Here is a 22,454-nt window from a genome sequence, read left to right on the forward strand (position 1 = left end):
CATCTCAAAGGGGAAAACCCATCTCAAAGGGGAAAACCCATCTCAAAGGGGAAAACCCATCTCAAAGGGGAACTAAAAAACTTTGAAAGCGTTTAACAGTGAAGAAGCCCCTAGGCTGACAAATTGGAGTCCGCTCTGTCAACCTCTCATTTGGAAAATAATTGATGAATCCCCTTGTTTTTATCCTCTTATTAGTTTCATGTACAGATGATTTTAATAGTTGCTATTCGAACAATACAATGGTTAAAATCTATCCAACGGCTCAAGCTTGTGAACAAGCCATGGTACCGTCCACAAAAAAGTTTGCACTTTATGGACAACAAATTTTTGCCCAATGTATAAACGTACATGCAAATTTGCATCAACAAGAAGTAAACTTGATCTGGTCTGTAACAAACCATGGAAATTTTCTTCTTAAAAGCCAAAACGTAAAGGACAAGGTGTCTACAGTCCACAAAGAAGATACTTTACCAACATCGCTTCCTCTTTTGCATTCTTCTTCCACAAACCTCTTGCACAAAAAACTTTAAAAGCATAAACCCATCAGATCTCAAAAAAATAATCAATGAAAGACATGATGGATAATAAGCGAATGCAACCTTCAAAAGACCATCACACAGAGCAAAATTCTCTGCCTCAAGATCTCCCTTTAGACCCTGCCGTAGAACGAGTGAGAAAAAAACTTATGGGTTTAATGATTATTTCCGTTTTAATAACGCTTTTCCTTATTCTAACCGTACTGTTTTTAATTGTTTATAAAGTGATAACAACCGGATCAGCGCCAAAACAAACCGAGTTATCTTCCTCTCCCAGCAAAAACCCACACGTTATCCATCATACGCTCTCTCTACCGGAAAAAACACAGATTTTGTCGCAAAGCCTCTCAGAACACAATATTGTACTGAAAGTTTTAACCCCTGATGGACAAACAAAATTTATGATTTACAATTATCATACCGGTGCTCTAATCGCCGTTCTTTCTGTTGAAACAACAAAAGAGAGTTCGAAGATAATGCCTCATTAAGAAAACTAACATCAATAAGCGCTTAACATAGCATCCTTGAAGATTTAACATTTTCTGCAAGCCGACACTATCACACGCTTTGCCAACTCGTGGGTGTTGCCAACAGCCCTTGGCGCTAGAGAGAGTTCATAAGAGCCATTTTTATTCCTTTCTTATACAAATTTATCCACACGGGCTCTCCCCGTTTGCAACGTGCAAGCGAATGGTTTTTGTTGATTCAACATGGAACAAATTTGGACATGAGAGAATTCTAGGGGCTTAGGGGCTCCAACCTAACATTCAAAACAATGAATTATTATTATAAATCAATGTGATAAGTCTTAAATATTCACCACACGGGCGACGGCGCGTTTTTTTTACTGTATCCCCTCACTTAAATCTTGGAAAAGAAGAAACCTTTCTGTCAACGCATTCCATTTTTAAGAAAACTGACATCACTTGGGAAAAGCTAATAAACGTGCAAGAAATACCTCTTCTTGAGTGCAAAAATTCAACATATTAATTTATAGTGATGATTTATTTTGCATGTCAAACGAGAATCTCAAATACTGTATGATTCTCCCTTTCAAATCTGTTCGTAAGAAACTGAATCAAAATCATTTCTTTACATATCCCAGCAAGGAAATGGATGAATAAAAATACCTCTTATGAATGATCCGGTATCAAAAGAAGAACTGTTGCAACATTGAAAATTAAAGCAATAACGCCCAGCTTACATCTTTTATTAAGCAAAGATAGCCGATGAATTTCACATAATAGAATTCATGAACACCAACGCGAAATGGGCATAAATACATTGAACAATATTAAATATAAGTGTGAATTAAATAAAACAACGACATTGCGTTCTTCATAAAAGAACTGCCTCTTAAAATACACGGATGCGGTTTTCTCTGTATTCCCTTACTTAAATCCCAGCAAAGAGGCAATCTTTTCTGTCAACACCCTTTGTTAAGTCTCAATACTGCCCGTGAAAATCTAAAGAAAGCGCAAGAGGCTTCTTGAGTATATACAATTTACTATCATGATACCAATAACATCACCACAAGCGCTTATACAGCACCTTTCAGGTTTAAACATTTTCCTCTGCCTCAAGATTGACCACTTGAGCGACGACGTATCTTTCCCTGTATTCCCTTACTTAAATCCCAGCAAAGAGGCAATCTTTTCTGTCAACACCCTTTGTTAAGTCTCAATACTGCCCGTGAAAATCTAAAGAAAGCGCAAAAGGCTTCTTGAGTATATATAATTTACTATCATAATACCAATAACATCACCACAAGCGCTTATACAGCACCTTTCAGGTTTAAACATTTTCCTCTGCCTCAAGATTGACCACTCGGCGACGGCGTGGTTTTCTCTGTATACCCTCACTTAAATCCCAGCAAAGAGGCAATCTTTTCTGTCAACACCCTTTGTTAAGTCTCAATACTGCCCGTGAAAATTCAAAGAAAGCGCAAGAGGCTTCTTGAGTATATACAATTTACTATCATAATACCAATAACATCACCACAAGCGCTTATACAGCACCTTTCAGGTTTAAACATTTTCCTCTGCCTCAAGATTGACCACTCGGCGACGGCGTGGTTTTCTCTGTATACCCTCACTTAAATCCCAGCAAAGAGGCAATCTTTTCTGTCAACACCCTTTGTTAAGTCTCAATACTGCCCGTGAAAATTCAAAGAAAGCGCAAGAGGCTTCTTGAGTATATACAATTTACTATCATAATACCAATAACATCACCACAAGCGCTTATACAGCACCTTTCAGGTTTAAACATTTTCCTCTGCCTCAAGATTGACCACTCGGCGACGGCGTGGTTTTCTCTGTATACCCTCACTTAAATCCCAGCAAAGAGGCAATCTTTTCTGTCAACACCCTTTGTTAAGTCTCAATACTGCCCGTGAAAATTCAAAGAAAGCGCAAGAGGCTTCTTGAGTATATACAATTTACTATCATAATACCAATAACATCACCACAAGCGCTTATACAGCACCTTTCAGGTTTAAACATTTTCCTCTGCCTCAAGATTGACCACTCGGCGACGGCGTGGTTTTCTCTGTATACCCTCACCTAATCCAGGCAAGGAAGAATCCTCTTTTGTTGCTGTTGATGCATCTCCATTGCTAGAGCTTTCTGCTGTTGTAAGTGAAAGCTCAAGAGATGATTCATCTTGAGTCCGTACAGTACGTCGACGGGGAGAACGACGTGTTTTTTTGACGGGTTCAACATTTTTCTCAGAAAGACTGTGCTCTTGATCTGTTTTTCCATCCGATAGAGCCTCTAAAGCGTTTTCACGCGCATCCCCATTTTGCGCTTTATCATATTGGCCATTGCCATTTTTTTGCGACGACATTTGTAATACATCTGTATCACCCTCGACAGCATCCTTTTTTTCACCATCAAGATTTATTTCACCGCATTCTTGCCCATTGTTTTCATCACGATTTTCGTTTTCATCACCACGATTTTCATCACGCCGAACCGATTGAGACATTTGCCCAGCTGCTGCTAAAATAATACGCAAATAGTGCTCGGCATGTTGTAAATAATTTTCCGACATAACACGATCGCCTGCACCTTGTGCATCACGCGCAAGGCTTATGTATTTATCAGCAATTTGCTGAGCATTCCCGCGAATTTTAACATCCGGACCGCTACTTTCATAATTGCGAGACAACGGATTAGGACCGCGACGATTATTATTGTTATTACCATTATTGTTATTATTGCGACCGCGTACCCGTCTATTTTGTTGTGGCCTCATCTTTATCCCTTTTTGGAGTGTTTGTCTTATTGTGTGTCTTAATTGACGCTTCCTCATTACATTATCTTTTGATAATGCTGATCATTTTTAACATACGATTATCAAGCTATCCGCGTTTATTTCACTCAAACGAACCCTACTGATATTGATAAAAGCATATATTTTCTTGAAAATCACAAAACAGCAGGGAAATCGTAAATCAAAAATTCCCTTTTTCTCTGTCAAACAGCAGAAATCTAATGATGTTCACGTAAAATGCCAAGTGTTTTTTTTAAAATAAACCATATTTCACTAAAAAAATAATTATCTTGTGGAAAACAAAAAGGAAAACACACACACAACATACCTGACAAAGAAAAAATTCCTGCCAGAGAATATTAGAAGCTTCCTTTTTTGCTCTAAAACCACAGCTCTTAAAAACGCCGATATTCTCTACCCCTCGTGCATTTAAACCACAAGCACTTCCATCCCAACGAGTCACTGCGCGAACCTCTTTATTTTATAAATATAGCCTCTCTTCATCGCTAAAGCAACCCCTTGCGAGCGATAATCCACGATCGCTTCACAAAACCTCTTGATTTTTATAGATAGATTAACACGAAGTATTATTCAAGCCCTATAATCACCAAGAGATCAATCTTCTTTTCCAAATAAGCTAACGATACTATCAATTTCTATTTTAACCCATAGAGTTTTTAAGTTAATCACAGTTTTTATTTATAACAAATTGAGCTTAAAAATAAAATATTTAAATACAAAAAAATATTAAATTATGAAAAACCCGACCAATATATCAAACTTTTTTTAAAAAATCAGTTTCTTCTCAACAAAATACCCTCCTCAAAGCCTATCAATAAGAATGGCCTAACGCATTTCCTCACTTATCTTTTCTGATAAAGTATTTTCTGATAAAGAAAACTAGAATTATAAAACAAGCACATTTGTAAACCCAGCACAGCGTTTTACGCATGAAGAAGCCTTGAATGTTTATAAAAGGAAGTTTTTTTACTCATTTTAGTCATGTCTATTGACTTACCCCCTCAAAGAACGAAGATTCTCGAGTCACACTGGTCTGTCAACAATGAAAATTCTTATAAAATTCGTACAGTGAATTGGTTTATAATGATAATTCATATTTGTTGTGTTGAGTAAGAAAACTTAATACCGTAGGATTTTTCATTTTCTATCTGTTTGCTGTTGAATCAATCTCTTTTTCTTGCATGTTACACGTGGGAAAACCTGCGTGGAGTAAAAACAATAAAAAAGACTTAAAGTACCTCTTATGAACCGTCTCTAAGGCTAAAGGGCTGTCGAGAGGCACCATTGGGAGCAAGCAAAGTGTGAGATAGTACCGGCTTACTCTTTTTCAAACCATAAAGATGAACATACTCTATAAATTTTATATATTTCATGAGGATTATACCATTCACCAGAACCATTACGAAATGGATTTCCCACACTCGTTATTTCCCTTTAAAAAGCGCAACAAATCCTCCTGAAACTCTACCACGCCCTCCCCTTAAACATTTCAAGACGGCATCCATACCTTATGTCGCCACACCTTAAATAAGAAGTGCGATATAACAAGATAAATAAATCAGGTTGCTATTGGTCTTGAGGCAGATAGTCATTTAAGAGGCTTTTATTTTTTTATAAAAATTCGCTTCCTTTTAACTTTCCGTATAAAAACTTAAAAGTAATTGCGCCTTTTGCCTGTTTTATTTTCTTTTTCATTGAGAAAACAGTCTCGTAAGAGAAAATAATTTCCATCCCCAGGACGGACCATCGTCAAACATTGTTTTTTAGCACTATCAGAAAGCTTATCCCACATTTCACGAATAGCAAAATAGGCCTCACTTTCCAAATTAAGACAATGCTGATAAACTTCTCTTTTCATATCGGGCATAACGGAAGCAGAAATTTCCTTGCAGTATACGCGCAGATCAAAAACAGGAATAACCAATTCAACGGGTGCTTGTTGTGTTACTTTTTTATGAGAAGAAAAATAACTAACCACCTTAGCAACAACAAAACACAAAAACACTATACAAAAAAGTATTATGCAAACAAAAGCAATCTTGCGATATAATCTTTTGAAATAAGCCTTTTGTCTTGCTCGGATTCTTTTTTCCATAAAGATTGTACCCTTTAACATCCCAAGAGAAGCTTTTACAGCAAAAAATGATAGAAGTATTTGTGTATACAATACAGGTTATAGCAACAAACGATCAAGACTCTTATGTCAAAAGCCCCTCTTTTTTTATCGTATAATTTTTATCGTATAAAATTCTTGTAAAATACTTTTCTCATACCCTTTATAAAAAAATAGGGCTGATGATTTTCTCTCACCACCTTTAAAGACGAAGATTCTTCATCCATGCGGATCTATAAACAATTCGTCTTCTTTAAGACATGTCATATTGATTTATAAAGAGTATTTATTGTTTTTTCATATTGAATGAGAGATCCGAACATCGCAGGATTCTCTCATCCTAAATTTGTTTTCTGTTGAAACGATCAAAACCATGTCGCTTGCAAGTTACAAGCGGAGCTGGCATGTGGATTAAAAACTGTACAAAAAAGGCATATGCCTCTTATGAATCGTCTCACGAACCAAGGCTTTCGTAACATTGGAAACTGGAAAAATATATGAGAGTACCAACCTGCACTTTTATGAAGCATAAAGATGAGGGAGATACCTTATAAGTTTTATACATTTCATAGGGGCTTTACCCCTATACCATTGACGAGTGTTCTTGTAAAAGGGACTTGGGAGTGGGATATCTCTTTAAAAACAAGTCCATGAATATGCAATAAATGTATATTCGGAGACAAATAATATTTTAATATTTGAGGCATTCTGTTTTTATGTGAGAGGCATGATCCCAAGAAGACACACGATACATAAAAGCATAAGGCATTATCTTCATTATTTAAATAATATTGCTATAGATAGTTTTGAAAATTATAAAGGAAAAAGATGATAGTCCGAAGAGTGATTAATATGCCTTTATATTTTTCTCAATAAGGCTGTCTTCCTATTTCAGAAATCACTCAAATACAGCCCCCATCTGACATACATAAAGTCTAGCTTACAAAAGCTGGAATCGCTCAGAGAGTGTTGCCCTTCTGAATCCGTAAGGCTCTCATTCTTCTTTCTCTCAAACATGTTACAGCTTTGAAATTTGATGTTGTTTGACAAGCAACAAAAAAGCTCTGTACTCTCTTAAGAAAACAACGCCTTAAAGTTACACACATAATGGATTGGAAAGATGTCTTAGCTTTTTATCAAACGCGCTGTAAAACAACGAGCGTAACATATTGGCTTTTTGCTTATCCCAAAATGTTCATCCTAATTTCTTGCCTCCAATTCCCTTGCCTCCAATTCCCTTGTGTCCCATGCATAAAGATCAAGTTGAAGGAAATATATGGATAACCCTAGACTTGAAAATATGAAAGGAAGGCGTGACAGAGTTTCGCGTTCCTTATGTCATGCAAAAGCATTAGACATTCTGAAATAAGCACTCTTGCTATCTCGTAATGATTTCTTTTTTCTGCTACCGGTCAAATCCCTTTATTTAGAGAATTGGCTATCACAAGTTATGCAACAAATAGCGCTATATGCAACAAACAGAACCTGATTTATATCCGCATGGAATTCGTTCCAGTTTACATGATTGGCTCGCAAAATCCACTTGACTTTCCCCTTCTTCTTTCCCCCTCATGGGATCTCTATCACCATAGAACAAAAAGCGATATTTTATGACGCTTTATGGACAAAATCCCCACCGCCCGAAGAGTTCATCACATGACGAAAAAACACCCCTCATATTCACCACACACAAACACTTCATATATAAAATCTTACACGCCTTCTATCACCGCACTCTCAAAAGGCAGCACGACAACAAGATAAGAAATTATTGATGTAAAACTCCAAACAAAGAAAAGAACGGACTTTCTAATCGAGATCAACAAATACTGTTAAATCAACGCTTCCATTTTTGATGATGTCACACCTATGCTTTATAGCACCCCTATCACACTTCATAATACCGAAAAATTTTCTCTGCCCTACGCACTATGCGCATCAGAACCAATCAAATAAAACAGAAATGCGCTATCTCCCTACTTTTTTGTTTTTGATTAAATAGCAAGATATAGCTGTAATTCTTTAAAGAGCTTCATACCATAGATTCATTTTATACATAATATCATCAACAGAATGTTTGTATGTGCTGCAGGAAGAATCCCCAGAACGCTCCATATGACCACTGGATGAAGAGCTGTTACAGGATTCTACAAGAAATGCCAGTGACATTGGAGATAACGCATCCTCGCTATCAGAATAATAAGCTGATAAAAAAGTGTAATCTTGTGAAGGAAGTGTCCCCGAATTTACTTGTGATGGAGCGGCAACAAAAAGAGAATTAAAGGTTCTAGGACCAATGACAATATCACCATTCGCTTGCTGCATAATACTTCTTGCAGAGTATATATGATTTGTATTGATTGCCCCCAGCGAAGCCCATTCATCCTGCCATAAATATGCATAATAAAGATCCATAACTTGTTCATGTTGAACAACGTTGTCAGCAGACATGGCTGTATCAAAGAGTGAGTTAGGAACATAATAAAAATTTATATCTGGAATAATTTCATATAGCCAGTACGTTTCATCAGGATTATTAGCAATCTGTTGCCGCGCCATTCTGTAAACTGCATCCATATTTGCAGTTGTAGACACAAATGCTGAAGTCTGTTGAGCAATAGAGTGCCCAGTTACATGATGTATGATATCCTGATCATCCCCCCAAGGGGCAAAACCTCCTCCAAAGAATATAACAGATGGAGAGCGATCATCTATACGGAAAACCATATGGGGAGGATCAATAGCATATGACAGATTTACATCTGAAAAGAAAAAAAATAAAACTGTCACTAAAAATACTGAGAATGCTCTTTGAAACATTTTTATACCTTTGATATACACTCCATATTTTATACCTGTAACCTCTTGAAGCGTTACAGATATAAAAAGGGAGAAAAACCCCTATTGATCTTATTTTAAAGTGATGGCTAAAACCCTTTTTGCTGGCACATGACCCGCTTCAAAAATAACCATTACTTTTCTGTTCAAAATGACTGCGGTTTTTGCCAAATCCAAAATACTTTTTCCAACAATGTTATCACAGCCCCAAATACCTTTTTGAATGTCTGAAGTAGGGCTGATACCGTATCTGAGCTCTAGGCGACATTGTGCTCCTGCGCTAACGACTTGAACCGAATTGAGATAACCGTTTTGTTCATAAACTCCAGCATGAGAAACACCTGTTGTTAATGCTATCATCACCAAAACAATGGATATTTTTTTCAAAAAACTTTTCATAATTTACCTCTTTTAAATTTATTGCAACGGACATGAAATGCATCCCCATGCAATCTAATGGATATTTTTAGCCTCCTCGCCTCCTTAAAGACGAGAATTTTGACCAGCTTTAGCCCGTGATAAGGCTGCCTCATCTCAGTCTATTCTGACCCCTACCCCGCTTGTTGCACGATTTATTTTACAGGCTCTACAGCAAAGCCTTCCCTTATTGGTGCCGCGTGAATGATGACTTATTCACACAACAAAACATCGCATGCACAAGCTCTATCATTGGCAATACTACCACTGAAAATGTCTGCCATTGTTAATGTACGTGCATTCTACGGATTCAAAATGTGTCTATGATTTATTGCCTATCGCAAGCGGCATACTGTCAACAAAGACAATTAAGACAAGTATTTACAGCCTCACTACGCTTAAAATCTTTCTAACACCAAACGCTAGAATGAAATTGCCATCTAAGCTCAAACGACGATTGATGCAAAATTACTCAGTTTAAAATAGAAAAAACTGTAGTTGAATATCTTAAGATAGATCCTCAATACCGATCACTCATGAATTCTGTAAAACATGAACGATTATACTCTGAGTAAAAACTGTAAATCAGAAAACTGCTAGGGTTAAAATAACCTTAGTGTAGAAGATTGACCATTTTCCAAGCATCACTTATTTAAGTCACAACGAATACAGATAATACGCTTAATTATCACGCACTCTCAGCCCTCGAATAACATTGATTGGATAGTTACTTCTGTAACAAATATCAACGAATTGCGATGTACTGTAAGCTCTATAGGCCAGCTCAACAATCTCAGGACTTTGAATATGAAATGTTCTTCCTGTAATTTGTGACATTTCTGGCTCTTCTGTAGGCCTCGTTTCCAAAACAGAGAGAATATTTACCCCTTGCAAATTTTTATATGGAATGACAGAAATATTATTGATGATTTGTGATCGAACCATTGTTCCGCCGATATCTGAACAATCATCTGAAATAGTCCTCAAACGTGCAGAAGCTGGTCCAGTAAGACACAAAGCTAAAAATATTAAAATCAATTTTTTCATTATAGAATACCTCTTTTTCATTTTTGGTTGATCAAAAAAATAAATGCTCTATGGACAGGCAAATAACTATCCTGTTCACAACTATCTATCTCACTGCTTTAAAGGAGCTAAATCCCATAGAGACACAAATCGAGATGGTTAATCACCCATCGTTTTACTTTTATCCGCTTCTTCAGCGTCTTGTTTGTGTTTCACATCTTCAAGATCTTTGATAATCGTTTTCAATTGTTGTTCTAAAATATCCAAACGCTGTGTAAGTTGGAGAATATTTTGAGTCTGTATTTTATCAAAACATTGGAGATCTTGACGTGTTTGCTTCAACAGAGCATTCAAAGGAGCATGTCCCATTCTTCCGCTAGCATAAAGAACCACACGAATACATTCCGGATCATCAATATCAGCAATAGAAAATGGAAAAAGTGCCATTATATCCCCCTTTTTGATAAGCTAAACGCGTATTAAGGCATTTGCATCTCTTTTTTCGTTGTACGGCTCTTGCATTTCTCAGAAAACCTCAGAAAACCTCAGAAAACCTCAGAAAACCTCAGAAAACCTCAGAAAACCTCAGAAAACCTCAGAAAACCTCAGAAAACCTCAGAAAACCTCAGAAAACCTCAGAAAACCTCAGAAAACCTCAGAAAACCTCAGAAAACCTCAGAAAACCTCAGAAAACCTCAGAAAACCTCAGAAAACCTCAGAAAACCTCAGAAAACCTCAGAAAACCTCAGAAAACCTCAGAAAACCTCAGAAAACCTCAGAAAACCTCAGAAAACCTCAGAAAACCTCAGAAAACCTCAGAAAACCTCAGAAAACCTCAGAAAACCTCAGAAAACCTCAGAAAACCTCAGAAAACCTCAGAAAACCTCAGAAAACCTCAGAAAACCTCAGAAAACCTCAGAAAACCTCAGAAAACCTCAGAAAACCTCAGAAAACCTCAGAAAACCTCAGAAAACCTCAGAAAACCTCAGAAAACCTCAGAAAACCTCAGAAAACCTCAGAAAACCTCAGAAAACCTCAGAAAACCTCAGAAAACCTCAGAAAACCTCAGAAAACCTCAGAAAACCTCAGAAAACCTCAGAAAACCTCAGAAAACCTCAGAAAACCTCAGAAAACCTCAGAAAACCTCAGAAAACCTCAGAAAACCTCAGAAAACCTCAGAAAACCTCAGAAAACCTCAGAAAACCTCAGAAAACCTCAGAAAACCTCAGAAAACCTCAGAAAACCTCAGAAAACCTCAGAAAACCTCAGAAAACCTCAGAAAACCTCAGAAAACCTCAGAAAACCTCAGAAAACCTCAGAAAACCTCAGAAAACCTCAGAAAACCTCAGAAAACCTCAGAAAACCTCAGAAAACCTCAGAAAACCTCAGAAAACCTCAGAAAACCTCAGAAAACCTCAGAAAACCTCAGAAAACCTCAGAAAACCTCAGAAAACCTCAGAAAACCTCAGAAAACCTCATGAAAAGCTTTTGAAAAAAATTTCCTCATCAAAAATTTTTACAAGGTATTTTTTTAGATTATATTCTGTTTTCCACCTAAAATGTTGATTTTATCACCTGAAACCAAAGAGAAATGCATGTCACCTTGCACGCTGTGTCAGCTTTCCCCAAAAGGACAAAGCCCACACCGGTCTTTAAATAATGCCAATCGATAAACAACAGTCTGTTAACAATCTGGCTTCTTATCTAACGGATTTGACTCAGCTTCCCCTTTCAAAGGCATCCTTGTAATGCAACCTTGTAATGCAGCCTTGTCTAGAGTTATTCTACAAAAAAAGCTGTTTTAAGAATACGCACAGACGAAAGGCATCCCATGCATAAAATTTTAACCGCATCTCAAACAATATTATTTTACAACACAATGGGATAAACTATTGTCTTACAGATTTTCTCGTATCACTCTCATTCTGTTTCAAGAAGTTGCCTGATAAGCACAAAATGCCATCTAAGAGAGTTCAATGCCTCACCATGTACTACAACGCATCGCCAACCTGCTGCTCTTGCCAACAGTGCACCCATTTTGAAAACAGTGCGACCATTTTGAAAGCAAAGAGCCCTTTTTTCCTAAACGCTTTGCCAAAAAAGAAAGCGCTCCATTTTGCCTTTTCTCGCTTTAAATAAACATATCCGTTGACCTCTTTCCACCACCTAAAAGGACGAAGATTTTAGCCCACATCGGTTTGTAAACAATCCAACTCTTCTGAAAGGATTCCGTCTGCTGCTCACTTATATGATTCACTTGCATAATACTTAACCAAGCAAATCCTTCTCTAAACAATTGCTAATGTATTAAATACTTTAAGCTATCTTACTGATATAACCACCTTCAATAATAGTGTTTTAATGACGGTGTTTTACGGTATAATAGGATAAATTTTACCCATGGGTTTTTTGTCATCGCACAGCAGCGCTTTAAACCCAGCACTTGAAATAATGGATCACGACACCACAAGAGAGAGGCATTTGGGATAAAATCTTTATTCCTCAGTAAAAAACGCCATGAATAAAGAAGGTTTTTTTGTTCTCCCTCTACCTTCAATAATCACTGTCTTGATCCTCTAAAGAACAATAGGCAAACTGACCGTTACACATCCAACAAAGGCAGCACAAAAAATAAAATAATAAAGAGAATTGAGTTTTTTTCTAAAGCGCCTCAAAACTTTCTACACAATATATTCAATAAGACTTTTTTTCATAACAAACATTTTAGCATTTTTATCTTTCTCTCACACAGCTTTCATTCTCAGGCTTTGACGGCATAAACCACCGCCATATTGACGGGGCGTGTTTCATCCCCCCCTGTTTTTTGCAACAAGACCTTATGTTCATGCTCTCCCGCAGCCTTCGTTAACCGATCTTTATTGTAAACTTGAGCCAGATTTTTATAATATTCACCGTGATTCATATCCCAAACTAGCTTGTCAAACATTGGATAACTATGCTGGTGGTTACCTGTTGAATCTGTTTTTCCCTCATGGGTATGGGATTGAAAAGACTCTTCTTGTCGGCTTCCCAAGCGACGTCCTCTATCAATTTCTTTTCCACTATCGAGCCCCCGTAAAAACATTCCACGCAAATCGGGAACATTGAATGTTGTTCTCCCGTCTCCTTTTCCCCATGTTTCTCCCAGAACAGCAAAGAGATTGGCATAGTTCCTTCGCGAATATTCTTTACCATCACACAGTAACCATCCAGAGGGTATTTTTTCTGTAGCAAAAGTCCCGATAAATCCAGAAGAAAACGTTTCCGGTAAAGGAGGAAAGGGCGGAATTTCAGGAAGTTTTATAGTAGGATTGGTTAAAAACCAGCCATCAGCATTTTTTCCGGCAATATCACGCGTATAGACGATCTCATAAAGCCCCCCTTTTTGAATTTCCCCGCCCTTTAAAGGCATAATACCCTCTGGCGTTGCCATATAAGTTGGTCTTGGCGGCAATTGATTTAAAGAAATATTTGTTATTCCTCTGTTGACGCCTTGTGCTTTAAAGCGCACAACAATGCCATCCATATAAGTCTCAAAAAAAGACTTTGTTGCCAAACGAAGTGATGTCCTCTCGTTCTTCACATCGACAGTAAACTGTGTTTCAATCACGCCCCCATTATCCAACAAATATTCTTTGATGCGTTGCATCATAGCGCGAGCACTATCATTGACTGTGCTTGGCGGTTGCCCTTCTGCCCAGTTTATATTCTCGTCGACATAAGCATTTTCTGATGCAACAATTGACCAATCATAAATCGAACTCATAGAAGATACTCTTTATTCAAAAAGGGAAAACGAGCAAAAAATGAAGAAAAGAAAGCCGCAATTTTATTTTTAGATGCCGGCATTTTCTCCATTTTCAGGCCTATTTTGTCATAATCAACATGCAATAATTTTGTTTTCGCATTGACATAAACAGCTTCAGGGTTCACACGCAACACGTCTTGCGCCATAACGCCCTGATAACGTTGTGGATTTCCCTTATAATTAAAGGTATAAAGTGGATATCCCTTTTTCTGCCCCACCGGGATAATATTTTCTTTTGCTCTCACATCACAAAGCCCTAAAATTCCTCCGACCAATCCAAGTACTTGCTGCGCATCACGCAATGGATCTTTTGTCACAGAAGGCATTGTCGTGGATTTTCCTGAAGTCGTTCCGTAATTTCCAGCAGCCTGTGTCCCTACCTGTAACAAGCTTTGCAATCGGTTCCAATCTTGATTATCTTTTTCTGACCATTTTTGGCGTTCAGCATCTAAGACATTTTGGCGGTTTATATCTTGAATCATGCCCCCTTTCAAAGCATTGCTTTGCACGTTACTCTGTCCTTGATAATAGCTATTTGCCGCATTAACTTGATCATTCTGAGAGCGATCAATCATCTGGTTTGCATTCATCATATTGTTAATATCTTGATTATATTGCTGTGCTGCAGCATTTGTTGCCAAGGCGCCTAACTCATCGGCCAGCACACCAGTATGAGCCCCAGAGCCATAACGTCCTGCTCCCGACATCGATTGATTAATTGCATCGGACGTTTTATTCAGAGCATTTTGCAATGCAGTATTAAATTTACTATTGCTTCCAATCCAGCTTCCCTTAGCCATACCGGAAAGATTTGTAGCGCTGTTGGTTGGTGCATTCAACCATTGCGTTACCGTTGGATTGTTATAGAGCCCTGCTGCTTGTTGTAAACCGGTCAGCGCATTTTTTGTCATATTGCTAAGACCAGCGACTCTGTCTCCCTGATAAACGTTTCCGCCAATTCCTTTATTATAAAGTCCAAGTGCATCAGCACTGGCTTGTTTAAGAATATCAGCCGCCCAAGCAGGTGGAGCATTTGTTTGTGTTGTTGTCTGCACTTGAGGTGTGGTTTTTCTACTCATGGGTTCAGAACCTTTCTATATTGAATAAGATTACGAGAATATCCGTGATGAGCGAGCTTTTTCGCCCATCCAGTTCTTCCAAACATGTGCATTTCTTCAGCATTAATTGTTCGCGCCCATTTTTCGACTTCATCAATCAATTTGACCAATTTCAGCCCTCCCTCTCCAGCAAGATCAGAGAGAACGACGCATTTTTTTCCCGTATGGGTTATTTCAACTTTGGTAATTGCAAAAGCACTAAATTGGATTTTATTTTTTAAGACCAGCCACAATTGTGCTTGTCCTGTAGCGATTTCTTCAGCAATTTTTTCCAGACAAACATCATCCGGAAAGCGCTGAACATATTTTTTCAATGCAGCATTGAGAGCCTCTTGATAGGGAGCTATTTTTTCCCATGGCCACTGCTCTGTCAGATGAGCAGAATATAAATCTTGACTCTCTTGTATCATAATTTTAGCTCTTTTAGCTTTGTCACTCATCTCCCCTCAAATAACATTCCGTCTACGCATTTCACGCATTCCATGCCCCCCGCACAATAAAAGAAAAAAGCCCCATCATCCCTTTGTCACAACAAAGAGGGAACTTTTTTCTTTATAAAAATAAACCATGGTGCAGCCTATTTTCCTTTATCGCAGAAAAGCATGAAACATAACGCACCACCTTGTTCTTCATATTATAAAGACACAGCTTATCGCATTGTGCCTTTGTTTATAAAGGTTTGGGAAGCCTATGGGGCATTTGTTCTTTAATAATAGAGGCTTGAGCCTATCGCATGATATTACAAAAGGGCATGCCTATCGCATGCCGGCCCGCGTCAATTCCACATCAAATCCAGTGACATGAGTCCAATTCACCCCTTCAGGAATACGCAATTTAAAGCGATAAAACCGTGCCCTTGCACGACAGTGAATTTGTCCAGTATTATAAGAGGGCTGTTTTTCTGGCAACCAAACAGTTTCCTCTTCAAGAGATTGTCGAAAGCGCATTCCCACAGACAAATAAAACTTTCCACTATTGACTTGAGGCATAATATTTTTCACCCGTGTTATCATGCCATTTGTCTGCCCCATTTCTTGTGATGTCACGACACAAGCCATAGGACCCCCAGAAAACGAACCCAGTCTCCCCTGTTGATCAAATGCCCCCAGAATAGGCGATTCATTTTTCCAAGCTTTACTATCGAGAGAAAAGGACAAATCGTCAATATTCTTAGTCACAAAATCAAGACCTTCTAGGGTTGTTCCTGCTAAGAAAATAGGCAATATCATTTTGATATCGACGAGAGCTTTTGTCCATTTTTGCAATCCCCAATCATAAATGAGCAAGATACGTTTATGAAGGTTCTCATCAGAATCAACCATCCAATAAACACGATTATACACCCCATCGATAGCAGCAGACAGAGTGTACAGATTATCCTGCCTTGATTTTGCGGTCATCGTTCGATCGACTTTTTCGAACCCAATGGGTATAATCTGTCCCTCATTTGTTATTTGATAAAACCCGCCCTCATCGGCAAAGAATGCTAAATCGCCTCTACAAACAATTGATTCAGCATTTTTTGCGCCTCGTTTATCGTGGATTTTTTGGAAACTAAAAATAATCTTAGAGCCAGGGATAAAAGAACCAGCATAGATTGCAGAACGCATAAAGATAATTGGATTTGTTGTCTCCGTTGCCCCTTGGACGAATCCGCCATCAGGAAAATCTTGATAATCACAACTTTTTTTTCCCACGGTCCAAAATTCAGCATCATTTAATCCAGACCAATGAACCCGTCTTGGATACTCAGTTAATTTCATCAAACAAACGAAATCTCCCCAGATTCGAACAATCCCTGCCTGTGGTGGATTTCCTCCTAAATTTCTAAATGTTTTATCATGATTAATATCAATCACTTGTGGTTTATCATTGGCATTCACAGCAATGATAAAATCACCAAACAAAGCAAAAGACCACGGAGCATCAACATTAGCCAGATAAGATTTTCCTTTTTGGCTAATATCTTTCCAGTTCATTGTTGTATTATCAAGTAAGTAGATTTTATCTCTTGTCCCGACAATAATAGAAACCCCATTTTTTGTTTTAACCGCAAGAGTGCCTAAGATTGGCTCCGGACAAGGCTCTGATAAAGGTTCAAAACTTGGCATAGGGATATAGGAGCCATCCGCTGGGAGCACATTAACAAGTTCATCGGTAAAAATTCCATTGATATCCGCCACATCGGGTCGATAATCAGCGATTGGGAAAAAAGCCATCAAGACCCCCATAAAATCTTTGAAGAGCCCAGTGCCATTCAAAACACCAAGGCTTATTGATAAAAAACCACAAAAGCCCTTAAAACTCTAAAGGCATAAAATTCAACAAAATAAACAACCTTAGATTGTTTAAAGCACCAAAAAAAACGATACCATAAATAATGGCCACCCCAACGCCATCCACCAGCGCCAAACCAAAATCAACTGCCCGCAATCACATCAACCCCCACAATGACGGGGGAAAGAGCCATCAAGAGCCCCCCCCCATAAAATCTTTGAAAAGCTCAGTGCCATTCAAAATACCAAGGCTTATGGATAAAAAACCACAAAAGCTCTTAAAACTCTAAAGGCATAAAATTCAACAAAATAAACAACCTCAAGTTGTTTAACGCACCAAAAAAAAACGATACCATAAATAATGGCCACCCCAACACCATCCACCAGCGCCAAACCAAAATCAACTGCCCGGCAAATCACCCCCCCCACAATGACGGGGGAAAGAGCCATCAAGAGCCCCCCCATAAAATCTTTGAAAAGCTCAGTGCCATTCAAAATACCAAGGCTTATGGATAAAAAACCACAAAAGCCCTAAAAACTCTAAAGGCATAAAATTCAACAAAATAAACAACCTCAAGTTGTTTAACGCACCAAAAAAAAACGATACCATAAATAATGGCCACCCCAACGCCATCCACCAGCCCTTCACCATCAACACCCAACGCGCAAATCCAGCCATAAGTGACAAACCAGCCATCAGTGCCAAACCAACCTTCAACGCCAGCCATAAACGATTTGAAATGAACTTTTTAAAAACGCATTGGGCGAATCTTTGAAGAACCTTTTCGGCGCGATGTTTCAATGCGCAAAGCTTGAAGCTGTTCTTGAAAATCTCTGAAAGAAACGGCGGCATATTCAGGATCTTTAAGGATATTTTTATAAAGTTCATATTTTGCCCGTGCTTTAATAAGATCAAAAGCATAAATCAACCAAGGGTTATCATCCTCTTTCAGCTGTTCATCAGCAAAATGAACAGGAGCATAAGAAAGCTGTACAGTTTCCACATGTTCTGGTGTTGGAAAGAGTCCTATTTTTTGATCAAGGTACGTATAAAAGAATGGCGTTCCTAGCGCAGGATGCATACCATATTGTTGATGCAACACTTCCAAGGGCTTAAAGAACAACTTTGTTGGTGTTGCATTCTTTGTTACTAAAAAGACGCCCTCCAAACTCTTTTCTGCTTCAATAAAAACCCCCTCTTCTTGCCCATACCATGTTTTACCACTCTGTGTTTTAAACGTCCTTTCTCTTTTTTCATTAAAGAAAAAGGGTTCGCGTTCACACAAACGCAAAGCCGTAAAAATTGAATCTTGAATTTGCAGGGAATATTCCGCTGTTGTATCATCAATTTCATCTTGAATAAGCGCGACCATATAAGCAAAAGTTTTAGAATGGTCTGAATGTGTAAGGTTTAGATTTTGGGGATCAGTGGATAAAGTGGTCATAAGCCTGTCCTTGTTTCTGGAAGCATTTTAAATTTTTCCCCCAACAGATCCCTCTTGTTGGGGGAAGAGAGCAAACATTCGCTTTAAGCGGGTGCTCCATAAGTTGGGATGACAATAGTGCCAAAATCCTGAGCCCCTTGCGTACTCCCTGGCAAGGTAAAGCAAGTTTTTTTCATACCAATAATGGTTTTTGCCGCAACCCCGAATTCTCTTTCATAGTCGAAGAGTTCTTCCACCAATTTATAGCGTGTCGCCCCTCGATCTTTACCAAAAGCAATCACAGCACTCTGCGCACCAAGCAGAACAGCCCGCCGCACATTTGGCACAGCTTTATTAGCGGTTCCAGCTTCGACCCCTTCAGTAATATGTTCAGCTTCGCGCAAAACCACACCATTATACATGCCCAAAGACCCATCATAGAGCGGATTTTTGATACGACTTCCACTATAGATTGCCTTAGTAATATCGAGCCATTGCCCCGCATCAGTATTGGTTCGCAATTGTGTCACTTGGGTTGGATGAAGATAAAGCACATAAACATTTTCCCCATCGATCCGCACGGGTCTAATTTTAGGATTTGCCAATTTAGCCCGTTCAACCGCTTTATCAATCAAGCTGAGATCAAAAACATCGTCTTCTTTTAAGTCTTCATCTTTTGCTTTATCGTTAGGACGTACCACGCGTTTATTGGTTGGTGCCGTTGGCGCATTAAACCCATAATGAACAGGTTTAAGGGTAATCGTGCGTCCTTCAAAGTTAATTGTTTTTGCGGTATAACCACACACTTGAATGAAGAACATCATACTCAGACGATCTGCATACCAATCAACCAAACCATTTTTTGCCTCGGTGCGCAAATCATGGAGAATTCGTTGTTGATCAATCGTTCCCTCATTTTTGACACGCACGGCATGAACGAGTTCATTAATTGCCAAGCGATCATTGAGAAACTGTAAAGCTTCTTCATTGCCTTCCAATGTCTGCCCTTCGCTCACCCCATCGCCTAGCAACTGCACACGCAAATTAAAGCTAATAGCATCCCCACTTGCTTTTGTGGTTTCATCTTTTAATTGTACGATACTGTTTGAATCATTTCCAATCAACGGTGCAATTGGAAGTGCTTTTGAGACTTCTTGGTTTAGTAATTTAGACCATGTGCGCACTGCCATTGGGTCATTAAGTCCGATATAAGTTACAGTCATTTTGTCCTCTAAAAGTTTTATTGACATAAAAAACCCGGCAAAGCGCCGGTTGTTAAAACACCACATTTCATTTCAAATGGTGAATAGGTTGTTTGTGAGTTTTATCTAATTTCTGTTAGCGTCTGCCTCCCCCTTATAAGAGCTCTCCTCACCACATCCGTGCTGTGAGAAATCCCCCCGCATTCTCCTGCGCCAAAAGCCTCTTAACGTTCCCGCAAAAAACACTCCCCCGCATTCTCCTGCGCCAAAAGCCTCTTAACATTCCCGCAAAAAACACTCCCCCGCATTCTCCTGCGCCAAAAGCCTCTTAACGTTCCCGCAAAAAACACTCCCCCGCATTCTCCTGCGCCAAAAGCCTCTTAACATTCCCGCAAAAAACACTCCCCCGCATTCTCCTGCGCCAAAAGCCTCTTAACGTTCCCGCAAAAAACACTCCCCCGCATTCTCCTGCGCCAAAAGCCTCTTAACATTCCCGCAAAAAACACTCCCCCGCATTCTCCTGCGCCAAAAGCCTCTTAACGTTCCCGCAAAAAACACTCCCCCGCATTCTCCTGCGCCAAAAGCCTCTTAACATTCCCGCAAAAAACACTCCCCCGCATTCTCCTGCGCCAAAAGCCTCTTAACGTTCCCGCAAAAAACACTCCCCCGCATTCTCCTGCGCCAAAAGCCTCTTAACATTCCCGCAAAAAACACTCCCCCGCATTCTCCTGCGCCAAAAGCCTCTTAACGTTCCCGCAAAAAACACTCCCCCGCATTCTCCTGCGCCAAAAGCCTCTTAACATTCCCGCAAAAAACACTCCCCCGCATTCTCCTGCGCCAAAAGCCTCTTAACGTTCCCGCAAAAAACACTCCCCCGCATTCTCCTGCGCCAAAAGCCTCTTAACATTCCCGCAAAAAACACTCCCCCGCATTCTCCTGCGCCAAAAGCCTCTTAACGTTCCCGCAAAAAACACTCCCCCGCATTCTCCTGCGCTAAAAGCCTCTTAACATTCCCGCAAAAAACACTCCCCCGCATTCTTCTGCGCCAAAAGCCTCTTAACGTTCCCGCAAAAAACACTCCCCCGCATTCTTCTGCGCCAAAAGCCTCTTAACGTTCCCGAAAAAAACACCTGCCACATTCTTGTTTTTAAAATTCTCTTCCCCCCATTAAACGATTAAAAGCGGCTTTATTTTTAGGATCAGAAACCCAAGCGCTAAACTCTGCTTCTGACATTTTATCAAGCATATCCAAAGAAATCGGCCCATTTGGCGTCAAGCCGTTATAAGCAGCAAGAGTACGTGCAGAATTGTGTCTTTCCTGTAAATTTTCACCCATGTTATTGGGAACATTTGTGTAGCCAATTTTTTGTGCAATAGAGTAAATCACTTCAGCCGGATTTTGATTTTTTTGCGCACAATCGCGCAAGATCTGCTTCAATTCATCACCAATCAACGCATCAATATTTTTGGGATCTGCCATCTCAGGATAGAGCGAAGCACAAGCTGCCAATTGTTTAGCCCGTGTTTCATAAATAAAATCAGCTGCTTGATCAAAATCATGATGCTTTTGTTTAACACTGGCAACAGACTGCTGAAAAAACGCATGCAACTGTTCTGCTTCGCGAGCCAGAGAAGGTTGTTGTTTTTCATGTACAAGCCCTTGTTTTTGGAGTGTTTTTCCCAACCATTGCATATAGCCCATAAAGTCTTTTTGCGGATCTGGCGCAGCATCTTCGCCCCCTTGAACCTCTTTTCCAGCTTTTTGCGAAGAGTCCTGTTGTTGAAGCATTTGCCCTTGAAAATTATCTTCAAGAGTTTTTTCTTCTCTTCCAATTTCACCATTTTCTCCCTCTTGTGTTGAGACCAGAAAATCTTGTTTCAATTGGTTTTGTTCTGCCGGCGTTAAGTGTTCTTGATCCATGACATTAGCCTTCTCTTTTTTTTAACAATAAAATAAAATTTTTCAGATAAAACAGCCCCATAAGCACTTATCCCCTCAATGCTCTCTCATCATTTAGCACCAGCATTCCCCACCATGTTCACCCCACATGACGGCAAGCCTCCCTCTCCACCCTACTTTTCCCAACAGTCCTGCCCTACAAAACAGTTCTTTTAAGAAAAGGGAGCCCATGCACTACGAAAATCGATAAGCCCATTCTGCGCCCACCATTCCCCACCATGTTCACCCCACATGACAGCAAAACTCCCTCTCCACCCTGCTTTTCCCAACAGTCCTGCCCTACAAAACAGGTCTTTTAAGAAAAGGGAGCCCATGCACTACAAAAATCGATAAGCCCATTCTGCGCCCACCATCCCCCACCATATTCACCCCACATGACGGGCAAGACTCCCTCTCTACCTTGCGTTCCCCCAACAACACTGCCCTATAAAACAGGTCTTTT

Annotated in this window: 19 protein-coding genes; 3 read left to right on the plus strand and 16 right to left on the minus strand. The window is 39.3% G+C overall.

What is annotated here, in order from left to right:
• Nucleotides 1-164 precede the first annotated feature (164 nt).
• Nucleotides 165-530 carry a hypothetical protein gene (locus ACFILH_RS03460; RefSeq protein ID WP_375667383.1) on the plus strand — a complete coding sequence of 122 codons (366 nt, stop codon included), beginning with the start codon at nt 165-167 and terminating at the stop codon, nt 528-530.
• 44 nt (nt 531-574) lie between these two features.
• Nucleotides 575-1,024, plus strand: a complete 450-nt coding sequence (locus ACFILH_RS03465; RefSeq protein ID WP_273791317.1) for a hypothetical protein — start codon at nt 575-577, stop codon at nt 1,022-1,024.
• Between the two features lie 2,005 nt (nt 1,025-3,029).
• Here ACFILH_RS03465 and ACFILH_RS03470 read toward each other — a convergent pair.
• The 6 genes from ACFILH_RS03470 to ACFILH_RS03495 all read right to left on the minus strand — a co-directional run bounded on the left by ACFILH_RS03470 (nt 3,030) and on the right by ACFILH_RS03495 (nt 10,671).
• Entirely contained in the window at nt 3,030-3,791 is a 762-nt protein-coding gene (locus ACFILH_RS03470; RefSeq protein WP_375631407.1) for a DUF4167 domain-containing protein, read from the minus strand.
• A gap of 1,690 nt (nt 3,792-5,481) precedes the next feature.
• Complete coding sequence (locus tag ACFILH_RS03475) at nt 5,482-5,925, minus strand: hypothetical protein (protein ID WP_273791315.1); 444 nt, start codon at nt 5,923-5,925, stop codon at nt 5,482-5,484.
• Nucleotides 5,926-7,965: 2,040 nt separating this feature from the next.
• Nucleotides 7,966-8,763: a hypothetical protein gene (locus ACFILH_RS03480; RefSeq protein ID WP_375631408.1), complete on the minus strand. Its 798-nt coding sequence runs from the start codon at nt 8,761-8,763 to the stop codon at nt 7,966-7,968.
• A 90-nt stretch (nt 8,764-8,853) separates the two neighbouring features.
• Nucleotides 8,854-9,180 carry a hypothetical protein gene (locus ACFILH_RS03485; RefSeq protein ID WP_273791313.1) on the minus strand — a complete coding sequence of 109 codons (327 nt, stop codon included), beginning with the start codon at nt 9,178-9,180 and terminating at the stop codon, nt 8,854-8,856.
• A 699-nt stretch (nt 9,181-9,879) separates the two neighbouring features.
• Nucleotides 9,880-10,245: a hypothetical protein gene (locus ACFILH_RS03490; RefSeq protein WP_273791312.1), complete on the minus strand. Its 366-nt coding sequence runs from the start codon at nt 10,243-10,245 to the stop codon at nt 9,880-9,882.
• A gap of 138 nt (nt 10,246-10,383) precedes the next feature.
• A complete protein-coding gene (locus ACFILH_RS03495; RefSeq protein WP_273791311.1) occupies nt 10,384-10,671 on the minus strand; it encodes a hypothetical protein in 288 nt (95 codons plus the stop codon).
• A gap of 41 nt (nt 10,672-10,712) precedes the next feature.
• Here ACFILH_RS03495 and ACFILH_RS03500 point away from each other — a divergent pair, with 41 nt between their 5' ends.
• A complete protein-coding gene (locus ACFILH_RS03500) occupies nt 10,713-11,705 on the plus strand; it encodes a hypothetical protein (protein ID WP_375667367.1) in 993 nt (330 codons plus the stop codon).
• A gap of 1,280 nt (nt 11,706-12,985) precedes the next feature.
• Here the strand turns inward: ACFILH_RS03500 and ACFILH_RS03505 are convergent.
• The 10 genes from ACFILH_RS03505 to ACFILH_RS03550 all read right to left on the minus strand — a co-directional run bounded on the left by ACFILH_RS03505 (nt 12,986) and on the right by ACFILH_RS03550 (nt 21,973).
• Nucleotides 12,986-13,990, minus strand: a complete 1,005-nt coding sequence (locus ACFILH_RS03505) for a phage tail protein (RefSeq protein WP_375667368.1) — start codon at nt 13,988-13,990, stop codon at nt 12,986-12,988.
• The gene (locus ACFILH_RS03510; protein WP_375667369.1) at nt 13,987-15,111 is read right to left on the minus strand and encodes a tail fiber domain-containing protein; all 1,125 of its coding nucleotides are present in this window, start codon (nt 15,109-15,111) and stop codon (nt 13,987-13,989) included. Before ACFILH_RS03510 ends, ACFILH_RS03505 begins: the two co-directional genes overlap by 4 nt.
• Nucleotides 15,108-15,590, minus strand: a complete 483-nt coding sequence (locus ACFILH_RS03515; protein WP_273791308.1) for a hypothetical protein — start codon at nt 15,588-15,590, stop codon at nt 15,108-15,110. Before ACFILH_RS03515 ends, ACFILH_RS03510 begins: the two co-directional genes overlap by 4 nt.
• A 315-nt stretch (nt 15,591-15,905) precedes the next feature.
• Entirely contained in the window at nt 15,906-17,369 is a 1,464-nt protein-coding gene (locus ACFILH_RS03520; protein ID WP_375659827.1) for a hypothetical protein, read from the minus strand.
• A gap of 79 nt (nt 17,370-17,448) precedes the next feature.
• Nucleotides 17,449-17,583 (minus strand): hypothetical protein, encoded by a 135-nt coding sequence (locus ACFILH_RS03525; RefSeq protein WP_273791306.1) that lies wholly within the window; start codon nt 17,581-17,583, stop codon nt 17,449-17,451.
• Between the two features lie 95 nt (nt 17,584-17,678).
• Nucleotides 17,679-17,876: a hypothetical protein gene (locus ACFILH_RS03530; protein ID WP_375667371.1), complete on the minus strand. Its 198-nt coding sequence runs from the start codon at nt 17,874-17,876 to the stop codon at nt 17,679-17,681.
• 56 nt (nt 17,877-17,932) lie between these two features.
• Nucleotides 17,933-18,154, minus strand: a complete 222-nt coding sequence (locus tag ACFILH_RS03535) for a hypothetical protein (RefSeq protein WP_375658163.1) — start codon at nt 18,152-18,154, stop codon at nt 17,933-17,935.
• Nucleotides 18,155-18,175: 21 nt separating this feature from the next.
• Nucleotides 18,176-18,871, minus strand: coding sequence for a hypothetical protein (locus ACFILH_RS03540; RefSeq protein WP_375667372.1), 696 nt, complete (start codon nt 18,869-18,871; stop codon nt 18,176-18,178).
• An 83-nt stretch (nt 18,872-18,954) separates the two neighbouring features.
• Complete coding sequence (locus ACFILH_RS03545) at nt 18,955-20,073, minus strand: N4-gp56 family major capsid protein (protein WP_273791303.1); 1,119 nt, start codon at nt 20,071-20,073, stop codon at nt 18,955-18,957.
• A 1,126-nt stretch (nt 20,074-21,199) separates the two neighbouring features.
• Entirely contained in the window at nt 21,200-21,973 is a 774-nt protein-coding gene (locus ACFILH_RS03550; protein WP_375637709.1) for a hypothetical protein, read from the minus strand.
• Nucleotides 21,974-22,454: the final 481 nt, after the last annotated feature.

The organism is Bartonella sp. CL435QHHD, from assembly GCF_042195095.1.
Lineage (GTDB): Bacteria > Pseudomonadota > Alphaproteobacteria > Rhizobiales > Rhizobiaceae > Bartonella.